The organism is Methylocystis rosea SV97, assembly GCF_000372845.1.
Lineage (GTDB): Bacteria > Pseudomonadota > Alphaproteobacteria > Rhizobiales > Beijerinckiaceae > Methylocystis > Methylocystis rosea.
Window position 1 is genome coordinate 3,027,783 of the sequence record NZ_KB889963.1, and the last position, 14,093, is coordinate 3,041,875.

Sequence of the window (14,093 nt, forward strand, 5' to 3'; positions counted from 1 at the left end):
TCTGATTTAAACGCCAGTCGGCCTGTAAGCCGGGTTCTGTACGTTCTTTGCAGAACGTGACGACCATTCCTCTGGGACGGACGTTGCCGCCCGCCTCTAGCAACCAACCCGGGCGACAGTCCCGGAGACGGGTTGAAGGCAAAAAGCTCGCGCTTAAGGCCTTCGGTCGCCCCTATTCGGTCTTGCTCCCGGCGGGGCTTGCCGTGCCCCGAACGTCGCCGTCCGGGCGGTGCGCTCTTACCGCACCCTTTCACCCTTACCGCTTGCGCGGCGGTTTGCTTTCTGTGGCGCTATCCCTGGGGTCGCCCCCGCCGGACCTTATCCGGCGCCGTGTCTCCGTGGAGCCCGGACTTTCCTCTGCCTTTCGGCAGCGGCCGTCCAGCCGACTGGCCTCTTGAGGCATAGGCGCCCTCGCGACGGAATGCAACAACGGCGTCAAAACGTCGCCTTGGATAGCTAAGCAATAGTCGCCATCTCTTAATTGGTTCTTCGCCTTGGCTAAGGCTGATGGGCGGCGAGCCGAGACCAAAGAGAAATTCGATAAGGGAGAATATTAATGCTGTCACGTCGTTCGATTTTCGCCGCTTTAGCCGTCGCGACCGCTTTTCTCGTGACGCCGCATATGGCGTTGGCGCGAAGCGATAGCGAGCATCTGACTCAGGCGATCGAGGAAACCAATGAGGCGATCAAGGAAGGCAAGCAGCATAATGCCTCTTCCTTCGCCGAGCATGCGCATAACGCCTGGGATCACGCCAAGGCGGCCAGCGGGGAAGATCCCAAGGGCCACATCAAGACGGCGATGAAGCATCTCAGTCAGGCGCTCAAGACGGCCAAGCGCACCCACCACGCCAGCCGGATTGACAAGGGCGTCCGTCATGCCGAAACCGCGCTCATTCATTTGAAGGCGGCAAATCAATAATGCGATGGGCCGCGATGCGCATGCTGCGCGTCGCGGCTCTCCCAAGCTGAAGCGTACGCTTCTGCCCTGCACTGTCTGAGTTTGCTGATTGCCTCGGATGTCGGCGAGACGGCGTCGTCGGCGAGGCTGGAACCTTGGCGCCTTTGACGGCTTAAATCTTGAGTCGCGATGGGCGGGCTGCCCAATTGACGCCTTCGCCTGCAAGGGATGGTTCTTCATGCAGCACAGCAGCGCCGCCGAACGCCAACCTCGCGTCGTCATTATCGGCGGCGGCTTCGCCGGTATTGCGGCTGCGCAGGCGCTTGATGGCGCCGGAGCGCGCATCTTCATCCTCGACAGCAACAATCATCATTGCTTTCAGCCCCTGCTCTATCAGGTCGCGACGGCGGCGCTTGCTTCGCCCGATGTCGCCTGGCCGATACGCCACATCGTGCGGCGCCAGAAGGATGTGACCGTCCTGATGCTCACGGTTGAGAGCGTCGACGTCGCCCGCAAAGTCGTCAAGACCGACAAATGCGAGATCGGCTATGACTTCCTCGTCGTCGCGACAGGGGCCACCCACTCCTACTTCGGTCACAACTGGGCGAGCTTGGCTCCGGGGCTGAAATCCATCTCAGACGCGACGCTCATCCGCCGCCGGCTGCTTCTCGCATTCGAACGCGCAGAGGTCAGCGTCGATCCCGTCGAGCGCGAGAGACTGATCACCATCATCATTGTCGGGGGCGGCCCGACGGGAGTCGAACTCGCCGGCGCGATTTCCGAACTCGCCCGGCGAACGCTTCCGCCGGAGTTTCGCCGCGTCGATCCACGGAAGGCGCGCATCATTTTGCTCGAGGCCGGGCCCCGCATTCTTGCAAGCTTTCCTGAACGGCTTTCGCACTACGCGCGCAATTCGCTCGAAGCAAAGGGCGTGAAAGTGCTGACGGATACGCCCGTCGACCAGATCTTCGAGGACAGAATTGTCGCTGGAGAAAAGGAGATTCCCGCCGGCGTGATTCTCTGGGCGGCTGGCGTGCGGGCGTCGCCCGCGGCGAACTGGCTGGGCGTCGAAGGCGATCGCACGGGACGCATTCCGGTGGGCGAAGATCTGACGGTTCCCGGCCTTCCCGATGTCTACGTCATTGGAGATCTCGCTCTCCTGACCGGACCAGATGGCGCGCCCGTTCCGGCGCTCGCCGCTTCCGCCAAGCAAATGGGCAAATACGCTGGACGCGCGATCCGACTCCGTCTGAAAGGGCGCTCTCCGCGCAAACCCTTCCGCTATCGGGACTACGGCAATCTAGCGACCATCGGCCGCAACTCGGCGATCGTCAAACTCGGCCGACTGGAATTGACCGGCTTTCCGGGTTGGCTCTTCTGGAGCGTGGTGCACATTTATTTTCTGGTGAATTTGCGAAGCCGCATCTTGGTCGCGATCAGCTGGATCGCGACTTATCTGACAGGCAATCGAGGCTCGCGACTGATTACGCGCTAAGCCAGCGCCCGCTGTTGGCCGGGTCCTTACCTTAGTTCTAGCTCTTCTCCACCCAGAAGCGCGCGAGACGCCGCCGCGCCGCAAGCCAGACCGACCGCCAACGCGGCAAAGGCCGCGATCATCGAGCGGTCTGATAAGGCGAACTCCCAGCCGGGCGTGATTCGCTTGGGCGCGACGCCATAATCGACGGTGGCGGCGATTCCCGACATCATCGCCGCATCGCCGATCAGTTCGAACGTTGAGCGCGGCGGCTGCATCGCGAGCCAGGCCTCGAAGGGTAAGGCCCAGAAGACGGCCGACGCGTGATGCGTCGCGTAGCCCACGCCGGTGTGGGCGGCGTCGACGTCGCGCCGGCCACGCGATTTGCGCCCCCAAAGCCAGTGGCTGGTGGCGTTGGTGGGCTCGAGCGCGCCCCTGCCTTCGAGCGTCGCGAGCGCCGCGAGGGCTGCGGTGGAGATGACGCTTGCGACGCTTCCCGTCACAAGGGCTGACAGACCGATGCGCGACAACTTATCCATCGAAGGCTCCGTGGAGGCGTTGAGATACTCGAACCCCGTCGCACGCCGCTTCGTTCCAGAAATTTTTTCGCTGAGGACCGGAAATTGGATTAAGCCGTCGGCATGAGCGCGGCGCAAGACGAGGAAGAAAGAGCGCGAGTCGTCGAGATCCTGGCGCCCGTCGCGGTCGATTCGACCTATTCCTACCTCGCCCCGGCGGCGATGCGGCTTTCCCCCGGCGACAGCGTCACGGCGCCGCTTGGACGCCGGGAGGCTTATGGCGTCGTCTGGTCGATCGACGGCGACTCCGGCCCGGGCGGGAATCTCAAAACGGTCAGCGCCCGTCTCGACCGGCCGCCGCTCGCGCAAAACCTGCGCAGCTTCATAGACTGGCTGGCGCGCTACACGCTGACGCCGCGCGGCATGGCGCTGCGGCTCGCAACGCGCGCGGCTGAAGACGCCGGGCCCGAGGCGCCGCGCATGCTCTATCGCGCGACGGGCGATTTCCCGGAACGACTGACGCCGACGCGCGCCCGCGTTCTCAAAGCCGCGGAAGGCGGCGTCGCCTTCACCAAGAAAGCGCTTGCCGAGGCCGCCGCCTGCTCGACGGGCGTCATCGACGCGCTCGTCGACGAAGGTGCCCTGGAGGCCATCGCCGCGCCGCCGGAGCTGATTTCGCCGCCGCTCGACCCTCTGTTCGCTGCGCCGGCGCTGGAGCCCGCGCAGCAGGACGCCGCCGACGCGCTGAAGGCGTCGCTTTCACCGCGGGCGTTCAAGCCCTTTCTGCTGGAAGGCGTCACCGGCTCGGGCAAAACCGAAGTCTATTTCGAGGCGATCGCGCAGGCGCTTGAGGCAGGCGGACAGGCGCTCGTCATGATGCCGGAAATCGCGCTCACGACTCAATTTCTTGAGCGTTTCGCGGACCGTTTCGGCGAAAGGCCCGCCGAGTGGCATTCCGGCGTCGGGGCGCGCAAACGCGCGCGCATCTGGCGCGGCTGCGCGACGGGCGACGTTCACGTGGTCGTCGGCGCGCGCTCGGCGCTGTTCCTGCCCTTTTCGGATCTGCGGCTGATCGTCGTCGATGAGGAGCATGAAGGCGCCTACAAACAAGACGACGGCGTGAGCTATCACGCGCGCGACATGGCGGTCGTGCGCGCGCGGATGGAGGAGGCGACGATCGTTCTCGCCTCGGCGACGCCCTCCATCGAAACCCGCGTCAACGCGATGCGCGGGCGTTACGGTTATCTGCGACTCGATTCGCGGGCGCGCGCGCGGCTGATGCCGACGCTGGAAGCGATCGACATGCGCAAGGAAGGCCCGCCGCGCGGCCGATGGATCGCGCCACGGCTGGCGTTGGCGGTCGGCGAAACGATCGCGCGCGGCGAGCAGGCGCTGCTCTTTCTCAATCGGCGGGGCTATGCGCCGCTAACGGTTTGCCGCACATGCGGCCATCGCTTCCGCTGCGAAAATTGCGACGCGTGGCTCGTCGAGCATCGCTTTCGGCGTGCGCTGATGTGCCATCATTGCGGCCATATCGAGCGTCGTCCGCAGGCTTGCCCTGAATGCGGCGCCGAGGACTCGCTCGCGGCCTGCGGACCGGGCGTCGAGCGGCTCGCCGAAGAAGCGGCGACGCTCTTTCCAGATGCGCGCATACTCGTTCTCTCATCGGATTTTCCTGGCGGCGCCGACCGGCTGCGGCGCGAATTGGAGGAGATCGCCAAAGGCGCGTTCGATATCGTCATCGGCACGCAACTCGTCGCCAAAGGCCACAATTTTCCTTTTCTCACGCTTGTCGGCGTCATCGACGCGGATCTGGGCTTGGGCAGCGGCGATCCACGCGCCGCCGAGCGCACATTTCAGCTGCTCAATCAGGTCACAGGGCGCGCCGGGCGCGGCGACAAGCCTGGCCAAGCTTTGATCCAGACGTTTCACCCCTCGCATCCGGTGATCGCGGCGCTTCTCTCGGGAGACGCGGAAAAATTCTACGAACAGGAGATCGCCATACGCGAGCGCGCGGGACTGCCGCCCTTCGGCCGTCTCGCCGCGCTGATCGTTTCCGCCAAGGACGCCGCCATGGCGGAAGCGCATGCGCGCGCACTCGCGCGCGCGGCGCATGAACTGCCGCCATCGCCCCGTTACAGAGTCGCTGCGCCCGGCGCCTGGCCAGAGCAGAATGAAATCGCGCTGCTTGGTCCCGCCGAAGCGCCCATCGCGCTCATCCGCGGGCGATACCGATTCCGCTTGCTCGCCAAAGGACCGCGCAGCGCCGACATGCAGGCCTTTCTACGCGACATGCTCGCTGCCGGACCGAAGGAGCGCGGCGGCGTGCGCGTGCAGGTCGACGTCGACCCGCAAAATTTCTCGTAAAGCTATCGCTGTTCGCCGATTAGGGACGGACCCGGCGCGACGCTTTATCCGCCGATGACGCGCGCCACGACCCTCGCCGTATAGTCGACCATCGGAACAATCCGAGCGTAGTTGATTCGGGTCGGGCCGATGACGCCGAGCGCGCCGATGATCCGGCGTTCGCTGTCGCGCAGCGGCGCAGCAATCATCGATGAGCCTGAGAGCGAGAACAGCTTGTTCTCCGAGCCGATGAAGATGCGCACCCCTTCGCCCTGCTCGGCGCGCTCCAAAAGGTCGATGACCTCGGTCTTTGTTTCGAGATCGGCAAACAGGAGCCGAACGCGTTCGAGGTCGACGGCGGCGGTCAAGTCCTCAAGAAGATGCGCCTGCCCGCGCACGATCAGCTGGCGCGATTCGCCCATCGCGCCCGCCCAGGTCGCCAGCCCAGCTTCGACGATCCGCGCGGCGAGTTCGTCGAGCTCCATTTGCGCGGCCCGGCGCGAGCCTTCAATGTTTTCGCGGGCTTCGGCGATCGTGCGTCCGGAGACGCGCGCGTTCAGATAATTGGCGGCTTCCGTGAGCGCGGACGCCGGAAGATCGCGCGCGACGGGAATCACGCGGTTTTCGACCGATCCGTCGTCCGCGACGAGAATGACCAGAGCCCGCTCGGGCTCGAGCCGCACGAAATCGATCTGCTTCAACCGCACATTGCCCTTGGACGCGACGACGACGCCGGCGACTCGCGTCAGTCCCGACAGCAGACTCGTCGCTTCCGCAAGGACGCCGGGAAAATCATGATCTTTGGAAGCCGCTTCAACTTCGGCGGCGATGCGCGCGCGCTCATTCTCCTCAACGTCGCCGATCTGCAGCATGGAATCGACGAAAAAGCGCAGGCCAAGCTCGGTTGGAAGACGTCCGGCGCTGGTATGCGGCGCATAGATAAGGCCGAGCTCCTCCAGATCCTGCATGACATTGCGCACCGAGGCGGGCGACAGCGTCATCGGCAGGAGCCGGGCAAGATTACGAGAGCCCACCGGATCGCCTGAGGCGAGATAGCTGTCGACGATGTGCCTGAAGATTTCGCGGGAGCGCTCGCTGAGCTGCGCGAGGCTCAGAGCCGAAGGGTGGGCAAGCGGGGCGTTGCGGATCATTCGACTAGAATATCGCACCGGCGCGCCAACAAAAAAAGCCCGGCTGCGAAGCCGGGCTTTTGTCGACGTCGGGGAGGACGGTCGATTAGAGGCCGAGTTCAGGCATGCCGATCAGCGCGCCGAAGCTCTTGACCTGATAATTCACGCCGATGCGCGCGATGTGGGTGTCGAGGTTGTTGCCGGTCGTGACGCGGTAAGCGAAGGGGAAGCCGATGCTCGCGCCGGATGCACCCTTCATGCGGGTGAAGAGATACTCCGCCTTGACGGTCCAGTTGTCGAGAACGGCGTATTCGACGCCGGCGCCGACCGTGAAACCCGCCTGCCATACGGCCCGGCTGGACGGGAACACCGATCCATTCGCCCATTGCTGGCCGTAGGGACTCACCTTGCCATACGCCAAGCCGCCGGTGATGTATGGGAGGATCCGGCCGAAGGCGTAACCGAAGCGTAAACGCTCCGCGCCGAACCACTGCAGACGGCTGCTGGCGCCGACGCCGGTAAAATAGCCGCTCGTATTCGTCGCTCGAACGTTGGCGTAGTTGTATTCGCTTTCGTAGCCGACCACGATACGGTTGGCGAACACCCAGTTATAACCATTCTGATAGCCGACCATGTATCCGCTGGTGCCGATCGAATTCGACGTCGGGAACACCAGGAAGGCCCCGGGCTGCAGCGCGTAAAGGTTCGAATACTGGCTGGAGACGCCGCCGGCATAGGAACCGCTGACGCCGATGTGGAAGCCTTCCCAGCTGAAGGGCGGCGGAAGCGGAGGCGGCGGCGGAGCCTTGTAGCTCGGAAGGTCAGCCGCCGAAGCGGCGCTGACCGCCAGGACTGACGCAAAGGCGCCGAAAATAAAAGTTCTGAAAGTCATTCGAGGCGCCTCCAATAAGCTCGTCCTCCTGGGACGAACGGCAGTTTCGAATGGTAAAGTATCACCATCAAACCTAAGACGTAATTAGCGCCAAGGGTCGTAACGACGTTTTTCGGGCGCCGTTGCCGATGAGACACACCTCCCCACAACGTGCTGATTTCCTGGAATCTACTCCCCAGATCCGGCGCTGATCAGCGCGGCCGCGAGAACGCCGAGGCTCGCCTTGTACGCCGCGAGCGAAAGCCGCGACTCGTAATAGCGGCGCGCCGGGCTGCCGCGCCGCCCCGCTTCGTCCAAAGGCGCGCTGACCGCCGCCCGGTTCAGCGCATCGGCGAATTCTTCAGCCGAACTGACAATGACGACGCCAGGAAGGCGCAACGCTTCCTCATCCATCCCACGCATCGCCTGGGTGGTGGCGATCAGCGGCAGGCCGCTCGACAGCGCTTCGACTGTCTTGATCGAAAGTCCAGTGCCGCTGATCGTCGGAAGCAGCGCGAGGCGGGCGTTCCCGTAGACGACGCCGGGATCTTCGACCCGGCCCAAGAACCAGTCCTTATAGGCGGCGTATTGCTCCGGCGCTTTTGAACGCACCCCGGCGTCGACGTTGCCGACGATCTTCACTGTGACGCCTGGCGCTTTCGGCGCAACTTCGCGCAGAAACCAGACGACGCTTTCGACATTGGCGGCGTTGTTGCTCGCGACAAGAATGATGTCCGGACCGCCAGGACCGGTCGGCGCCTCAGGCGTTGCGGGATAGAGCAGCGCATGCGCCTTCTCAGGAATTAGAGCGCGAAAGTCTTCGGCCTCCTGCGCATTAAGATGCAGCAGCAGATCGGCGCCGCGCATCGCGTCAAGTTCTTGCGCGAGCATCGATTCGTAGGAAGAGCGCGGCGCAAGCCAGAGCTTTGTCTCGTTGATCAGCGCAAACTGCCGCGCCTGCAAATCATGCGTGTCGAGCAGGATCGGCGCGCCGGCCGCAAGACGGCGCGCGATCGGCATCAGAAAAAAGTGGTTGCAATGAACGAGATCGAAAGTCGCACCCTCGATGGCCGGCGATAGCCGCGCGCGCTCCGCCATGCCAAGACGAACCACCGCCTGATCGCCATGGAGATAAGGCCACAGAACGTCACGTAAAAATTGCGGCGAGAGCATCGCGTGGAACGGCGCGCCGCCGTAATAGCGCGCGCCGTCATCAAGTTCCGGGGTCGCCTGGTTGAAGGATTTCCAAATCCAGTTCCGACCCGGAACGAAGCCTGGATCGGAACTGATCGCGATCGGAAAAACTTCGGCTCCCAAAGCGTGATAGGCGGCGATCTGGCCAAGGACGACGCGATACGTGCCGCAGGAGTGCCAAGCCGGGTGGATCAGCGCGACGCGGCGGCCAAGAAGCGGACGCTGGGCGCAGGCCAAGCAATCACTCGATGCAACGCTCAACCCGTTCCTCCAGCTGGCGCGAGCTGCAGCCTAAGCAGAGTTCGACCGCCCCGACAATCGCTTTAGCCCGCAACTGTTGCAACATGACGGCTTTGCGCGGCAGGGCGCCGACCAAAGAAATACGGTCTATGCTCGATCGCGCAAGTGGCGAATTGGCGCTTCGTGGCGCGTCCGTCCGTGTAGCTTGTTAGGGCCGGATTTAAAGCGCTGCGGCGGCCATCGCCAGAGCGCGCGCATAAGCCTCTGGGCTGAACGCATCTTCGTACAGGCGGCGCGTGTCGCTTCGCTCCGGATCTGCGGGTTCTCCGCTTACGGCGCGCGCCTGGCCTTCGCCCCATAGGGCCGCAAATTGCCTGGCATTTTCGGCGAGAGCGACATTTCGCAATCTGGCGGGATCGACCTGCATGCCGCGAAACGCCAGCGGGGTCGCGACGAGCGGCGCGCCGCAGGATAGCGCCTCGACCGCCTTGATCGACAGGCCGTGGCCTTCAACGGTCGGGAGCAGCACGCAGCCGGCGTTGGCGTAGACCGCGCCGATATCGTCGACGCGGCCCTTGAACAGGGCGCGATGCGACTCATAGAGCGCTGCGTCCCGTCTTTTCACGCCGCCGTCGATATTGCCGTAGATCGCGACGCGGGCGCCGCCCGCAAAGGGCATGACCTCCTGCAGCAACCAGCGGAGGCTCATGTAATTGGCGTAATTGTCGCTCGCCACGATGATGATGTCGCGGCCCCGCGCCAAGGGCGCCGACGCCACCGCCGGGTAAATGAGCGCATGTCGCAACTCCGGAAGGAGCTTTTGAAAATCGCGATGCTCCTCCTCATTGAGATGCGCGCAAAGATCGGCGCGGCGCATCCACGCGAGTTCGACCTCGAGCATGCCGTCGTAGGTCGCATAAGGCGGAATGAAGAATCCGCCCTTGTTACGCAACACATATTGGCGCGCCTGAATGTCCTGCGTCTCCAGAACGACCGGAACTTTACGGCCGCGCATCAGCCTTTCCGCGAAGGGCAGCGTGAAGTAATGATTGGCGTGAATGAAGTCGATCGACTCGCTCTCGAATCCTTCGGGCATGGGCGCGCGTTTTGCGAGCTCGATGAGCCATGACGCCTGATCGCCGTGGATCAGTCGCCACCAGCCATCGACGAGCAGTCGGGACGCCAAGGCGGAGAACGGCGCGCCCGAATAAAAACGGCGGTCGGCGCCGATGTCGCGCGATGATTCAACATAGGCTGGCCAGCGCCCGCCGTGCGGCGGGCGGCGCGTGAGATCATCCATCATCGCGACAGACACGACGCGCGCGCCCAGCGCCTTATAGGCGGCGATCTGACTGACGTTCACCTGATAACTGCCGCAACTGTGCCAGGCGGCATGAACAACGGCCACGGTTTTGCCGGCAAAAGGCCGCGCCTGCGGGCCTGCGGTCTGCGCCCCGCGCGCCGCGGATGACGAAATATGGCTCATCGTATCAGACATCGTGCTGCAACATGGTCGATCATTCACAAATAGCTTAGGAAAATCGCACGCTCGGCATCTCAGGCGCGCCGACTCGCTGCTGTTTCATACTGACGCGTCCCGACCCACATCTTCCCTCAATGCCGAGCCGCCCCTTGCTTTTGCCCGCCATTTTCAAATACATCCCGTATATGAGGCTTCGCGTTCCAAATCCAGTCTTATCGCCCGAGGGCGCCGCGGCCGGCAGCCCCGCGCCCACCCCCGCCCCTGCCAAGCGCTACGGCGTCGCCATCGTCGGCAATGACAAGATCATCGATTGGCTGCTCCCTTTTCTCGAGAGCTACCGAGACACCAATTCCGGCCTGCCGCTTTATCTCATTCCCTACGACGACAATGTCGTCATGACGCGCCGCGCGGCGGAGATTTACGGGGCGCATTACGTCGACGAAGAGCCGACGGAGATCGACAAGCTCTCGCACGAACTTTATCCCGGCATCTTCAACACCAACCGCCGTCGGCTGCGAAAGCTGCAAGCGCTCGCGCTGCCGCTCGATGAAGTCGTCTATGTCGACGTGGACGTCATTCTGTTTCGCGACTTCACACCGCTGTTCGGCCGTTTGGACAAAGGCAAGACGGAGTTCATCGTCGCCTCTCCGAGCTTCGAATATGTCTACAACGACAGGCGCGAGCACTATCCGTTTTTGAAGGACGCGCTCCTTTTCAATGACGGCTTCTGGGTCACCTCGAACCAATATCTGAAGCTGTCCGATTTCATGGATACAATCCGCGACGACGCCGTAATTTTCCATGACGTGCGCAAGCGCGGTCAGCTCTTCGCCCAGCCGCTCGTCAATTTCGTCACGCACCGCCGCGGCCTGAAAATCGAGCTTTTGCCGAACGTCATCGCGGGCGCCTCCCACGAAAGCTTCTACAAAGCGCCAGGCGTCGAATTTAAGAACGGCAAGCCCGTCGACTACGAAGGCAAGGAGATCTATTTCGCGCATTGGGCCGGCGCGACAGCGCTGCCGAAGAATGGCGTGTTCGATGAGGCGTGGACGCACTATTCGCAAGCCGCCTGGGCGAGGTTCAAGCAATGACGCGCGGCGGCGTTTCGCATCGTGCGCGCCTTTGCGCCAGCGCGCCGCTCCGCCGCTTAGGCGTCGCGATGCGGATTTTTTTTTGACGCTCGGCGCGACGCCGAGCGATAGCGGAGCCCCGCCATGCCGCGCCTGTTGTTCCGCTATCTGTTCAAGCGCATCGGGTTCGGCGTGCTCATCGTGCAGTTCGCGCTCTCCATTCCCGTCGTCTTGTCATATCTGCTTTACCAACTGCCGCCCGCTGCGGTGCGCGGCGGCCTTGTCATTCCCGCTTTGATCGGGGTGACGCCGACGGTGGCTTATGTGACTTTGCCGATGGCGGTGGGCGTCGCCACCGCGCTCGAGTTCGGCCGCATGGCGAGCGAAGGCATGATCGCCGTTCTCTACGCGCTGCGCCTTTCCGTCTGGGCCATCTGCCGCCCGGCGTTGGTCTTGGCGGCCGGCGTCGTGGTCCTCGGCTATCTGCTCGCCAATTTCGCGGCGCCCTACTATTCGAGCGGCATGCAGGACGTGCTCAATGTCGTGCGCAATTCGCTCAACCATCGCATGCTCGACGCGGCGCGTTTCTACACCTTCGACAATGGCGTGAAGACGCTCTACATCGAGCGTTGGGAGACGCCAGACCTTGCGGTCAATCTGTTCGTGCGTCAGCTTTCGATCGAAAAGCTGCAGGAAGAGACGGTGACGGCGGCGCGCGCCGAATTTCGGCGCAATGAATCCGGGGTCATCGTCGCGCTCTCCAATGGTAGCATCCAGACGCGCTCATTGACGACAGGCGACGTGCGCATCGCCAATTTCGATGAATACGCCATGGCGTTGCCGATGCAGGGCAGCGCATCGCTGCCCGACCGGGGCTGGCGCGGCGTCTATGAATTGTCGGCCGGGGCCTTTCTCGCCAATTACGCTGCCGCGCGGGGCGATCCGCGCCAGCTTGGAGAGTGGACGGCGGAGGCGGCGAAGCGTTTCGGCGTGCCGGCGCTCGCGATCGCCCATACGCTCCTTGCTATGGCCCTCGTCCTGACATTCGGAAATATCACTGGCCGGCGCGGAGCGGCGGGCGGCCTCGCCACGATTGCGGTTCCAGCCGTGCACATCGGCTTTCTCGTCGCGCTTGAGTCGCTTCTGCGCATCAGTGGGTTGTTCGTCTTGCTGCTTGCCGCGCTCGCGCTCGCCGAAGTCGGCGTTTCCCTTTGGCTCCTTGCCCGGCTTAACCGCAGCCCCAAGCCCAAGCGCCTGTTCGACGCACGCGCTTCATCCGCGCGGGACGTCTACGCGACGCCGCTCGCCTGACCCTCTTCGGCGCGCATCGCCTTACGGTATTCCGCGACCACCTTCTCTGGATCGCCCATCTCGCGCACGACGCCGCCCTCGAGCCAGAGCACGCGATTGCACAGAGAGGCGAGAAAGTTGAGATCGTGCGACACCATCAAAATGGTGCCGGTTTTGGCAAATTCGGCGATGTATTTCTCGCACTTACGCTGAAAGATTTCGTCGCCGACCGATAGCGCTTCATCGACGATGAGCACGTCGGCTTTGGCGTGGGCGCAGATCGCGAAAGCCACGCGCGCGATCATGCCCATGGAATAGGTGCGCATCGGTTGCTCGAAAAACGACCCGATGTCGGCGAAGGCGGCGATGTCGTCGATGCAGGCGTCGACCTCCTTGCGCGACAGTCCCAGGATCGCCGCGCCGATGCGGGCGTTTTCGCGCCCCGTCAGCAGCCCGTCGAAGCCCGAACCGAGCGCCAAGATCGGCGCGATACGGCCGCTGACCCTGAAATCGCCTTTTGTCGGCTGAGTGATGCCGCACAGAATCTGCAGAAGCGTTGTCTTGCCGGCGCCATTGCGTCCCACGATGCCGACGCGCTCGCCTCTCTCGACCGTGAAATTGACGTCATGCAGGACCCATTTGTCCTTATAGAATTTCTTCCATAGGCCAAACAGGATCTGCTTGAGCTGGTCGTTCTGATGCGCATAGAGCTGGAAAGCCTTGCCGACGCCCGCGCAGCGGATAGAGGGCTCAGATGACATCGACGATGACCGATTTGTAGCGCATGAAGAACTGATAGCCGCCAAGGAACACGGCGTAGGAGACCGCGACAAGCGCGAGATAGCCGAAGACGTTTGGAATTGTTCCATCAAGAGCAAGGGAGCGCAGCATCTCGATGTAATCCCCGACGATGTTGAAACGCAGCCAGAAGGCGGCCGATTTCGACATCGCGGCGATCTGGTCCAGGCGATAGAAGATCGGCGTCGCGAACATGAGCACCGGCACGATCGAGGCCATGATATGGGCGACGTCGCGCGTGAACGCCCCGAGCGCCATCAAAAACCACACTACGCCGATGATGAAGAGGAAAAAGGGCGCGATCAGGAACGGCGTCAGCACGATCGTTAAGGGAATAGTTCCGGCTGTCAGCAACCTGAAGACGATATAAACGGCGAAGCCCACGCCGCCGTATGTGAACGCCCGGATCGTCGCCGTCCAGGCGATGGTCTCGCTGGGGAAAATCGACTTCTTCACGAAGTTGACATGCTCGTGCAGAAGCATTGGCGCCCGATAAGCGAGTTCGCTAAACAGATTGAAGACAATAAGCCCAATGAAAATCGAGCTTGCGTAATCGGTGACGCTCACGCCGGCGGAAAGCTGCGGAACCGTGATCGAGAACAGCGCCGTGTATGTGAGCAGCATGAAGAGCGGCGAGAGCACCGCCCAGAGCGGTCCGAGCGCCGAGCCTCGAAATCGGGAAATGAACTCGCGCCGCACAACGGCGCGGATAAGCTCCCGGTTGCGCCAAGCCCGTTCGAAGGGCGCGACATAGACGGGAGGGATCGAGGCGAGCAAGTGT

General features: G+C 63.1%; 12 protein-coding genes and 1 other RNA gene. 5 read left to right on the forward strand and 8 right to left on the reverse strand.

The window, feature by feature from the left end; translation table 11 throughout:
* Positions 1-9: 9 nt before the first annotated feature.
* An RNA gene (rnpB, locus tag A3OO_RS22715) (RNase P RNA component class A) lies at positions 10-390 on the reverse strand.
* A 166-nt stretch (positions 391-556) separates the two neighbouring features.
* On the opposite strand from rnpB, the gene smbP reads away from it, so the two are divergent.
* Together smbP and A3OO_RS0116025 are read left to right on the forward strand one after the other, a co-directional pair.
* Positions 557-919: a small metal-binding protein SmbP gene (gene smbP / locus A3OO_RS0116020; protein ID WP_018408856.1), complete on the forward strand. Its 363-nt coding sequence runs from the start codon at positions 557-559 to the stop codon at positions 917-919.
* A 217-nt stretch (positions 920-1,136) separates the two neighbouring features.
* Complete coding sequence (locus A3OO_RS0116025; protein WP_018408857.1) at positions 1,137-2,393, forward strand: NAD(P)/FAD-dependent oxidoreductase; 1,257 nt, start codon at positions 1,137-1,139, stop codon at positions 2,391-2,393.
* Positions 2,394-2,419: 26 nt separating this feature from the next.
* On the opposite strand, the gene A3OO_RS0116030 is transcribed toward A3OO_RS0116025, so the two are convergent.
* Positions 2,420-2,911 carry a hypothetical protein gene (locus A3OO_RS0116030; RefSeq protein ID WP_040573940.1) on the reverse strand — a complete coding sequence of 164 codons (492 nt, stop codon included), beginning with the start codon at positions 2,909-2,911 and terminating at the stop codon, positions 2,420-2,422.
* Positions 2,912-3,013: 102 nt separating this feature from the next.
* Here A3OO_RS0116030 and A3OO_RS0116035 point away from each other — a divergent pair, with 102 nt between their 5' ends.
* Complete coding sequence (locus A3OO_RS0116035) at positions 3,014-5,257, forward strand: primosomal protein N' (RefSeq protein WP_018408859.1); 2,244 nt, start codon at positions 3,014-3,016, stop codon at positions 5,255-5,257.
* Between the two features lie 44 nt (positions 5,258-5,301).
* On the opposite strand, the gene hrcA is transcribed toward A3OO_RS0116035, so the two are convergent.
* The 4 genes from hrcA to A3OO_RS0116060 form a co-directional block, all read right to left on the reverse strand.
* A complete protein-coding gene (gene hrcA / locus A3OO_RS0116040) occupies positions 5,302-6,387 on the reverse strand; it encodes a heat-inducible transcriptional repressor HrcA (RefSeq protein ID WP_018408860.1) in 1,086 nt (361 codons plus the stop codon).
* A gap of 85 nt (positions 6,388-6,472) precedes the next feature.
* The gene (locus tag A3OO_RS0116045) at positions 6,473-7,258 is read right to left on the reverse strand and encodes an outer membrane protein (protein ID WP_018408861.1); all 786 of its coding nucleotides are present in this window, start codon (positions 7,256-7,258) and stop codon (positions 6,473-6,475) included.
* A 168-nt stretch (positions 7,259-7,426) separates the two neighbouring features.
* Positions 7,427-8,668 (reverse strand): glycosyltransferase, encoded by a 1,242-nt coding sequence (locus A3OO_RS0116050; protein WP_018408862.1) that lies wholly within the window; start codon positions 8,666-8,668, stop codon positions 7,427-7,429.
* A gap of 223 nt (positions 8,669-8,891) precedes the next feature.
* Complete coding sequence (locus A3OO_RS0116060) at positions 8,892-10,157, reverse strand: glycosyltransferase (RefSeq protein WP_018408864.1); 1,266 nt, start codon at positions 10,155-10,157, stop codon at positions 8,892-8,894.
* Between the two features lie 131 nt (positions 10,158-10,288).
* Here A3OO_RS0116060 and A3OO_RS0116065 point away from each other — a divergent pair, with 131 nt between their 5' ends.
* The gene (locus A3OO_RS0116065; protein ID WP_018408865.1) at positions 10,289-11,245 is read left to right on the forward strand and encodes a hypothetical protein; all 957 of its coding nucleotides are present in this window, start codon (positions 10,289-10,291) and stop codon (positions 11,243-11,245) included.
* Positions 11,246-11,368: 123 nt separating this feature from the next.
* Complete coding sequence (locus A3OO_RS0116075) at positions 11,369-12,535, forward strand: LptF/LptG family permease (protein WP_018408867.1); 1,167 nt, start codon at positions 11,369-11,371, stop codon at positions 12,533-12,535.
* Here the strand turns inward: A3OO_RS0116075 and A3OO_RS21795 are convergent.
* Complete coding sequence (locus A3OO_RS21795; protein ID WP_018408868.1) at positions 12,514-13,275, reverse strand: ABC transporter ATP-binding protein; 762 nt, start codon at positions 13,273-13,275, stop codon at positions 12,514-12,516. The two genes, A3OO_RS0116075 and A3OO_RS21795, sit on opposite strands and share 22 nt — an antisense overlap.
* Complete coding sequence (locus tag A3OO_RS0116085; protein WP_018408869.1) at positions 13,265-14,089, reverse strand: ABC transporter permease; 825 nt, start codon at positions 14,087-14,089, stop codon at positions 13,265-13,267. The genes A3OO_RS21795 and A3OO_RS0116085 overlap by 11 nt, the downstream gene beginning before the upstream one ends.
* Positions 14,090-14,093: the final 4 nt, after the last annotated feature.

Excerpts from the sequence above, each read along its gene's own strand:
- smbP (WP_018408856.1), top strand. The coding sequence starts at position 557 with ATGCTGTCACGTCGTTCGATTTTCGCCGCTTTAGCCGTCGCGACCGCT.
- A3OO_RS0116030 (WP_040573940.1), bottom strand. The coding sequence starts at position 2,911 with ATGGATAAGTTGTCGCGCATCGGTCTGTCAGCCCTTGTGACGGGAAGC.
- hrcA (WP_018408860.1), bottom strand. The coding sequence starts at position 6,387 with ATGATCCGCAACGCCCCGCTTGCCCACCCTTCGGCTCTGAGCCTCGCG.
- A3OO_RS0116075 (WP_018408867.1), top strand. The coding sequence starts at position 11,369 with ATGCCGCGCCTGTTGTTCCGCTATCTGTTCAAGCGCATCGGGTTCGGC.
- A3OO_RS0116045 (WP_018408861.1), bottom strand. The coding sequence starts at position 7,258 with ATGACTTTCAGAACTTTTATTTTCGGCGCCTTTGCGTCAGTCCTGGCG.
- A3OO_RS0116035 (WP_018408859.1), top strand. The coding sequence starts at position 3,014 with ATGAGCGCGGCGCAAGACGAGGAAGAAAGAGCGCGAGTCGTCGAGATC.
- A3OO_RS0116060 (WP_018408864.1), bottom strand. The coding sequence starts at position 10,157 with ATGAGCCATATTTCGTCATCCGCGGCGCGCGGGGCGCAGACCGCAGGC.
- A3OO_RS21795 (WP_018408868.1), bottom strand. The coding sequence starts at position 13,275 with ATGTCATCTGAGCCCTCTATCCGCTGCGCGGGCGTCGGCAAGGCTTTC.
- A3OO_RS0116065 (WP_018408865.1), top strand. The coding sequence starts at position 10,289 with ATGCCGAGCCGCCCCTTGCTTTTGCCCGCCATTTTCAAATACATCCCG.
- A3OO_RS0116025 (WP_018408857.1), top strand. The coding sequence starts at position 1,137 with ATGCAGCACAGCAGCGCCGCCGAACGCCAACCTCGCGTCGTCATTATC.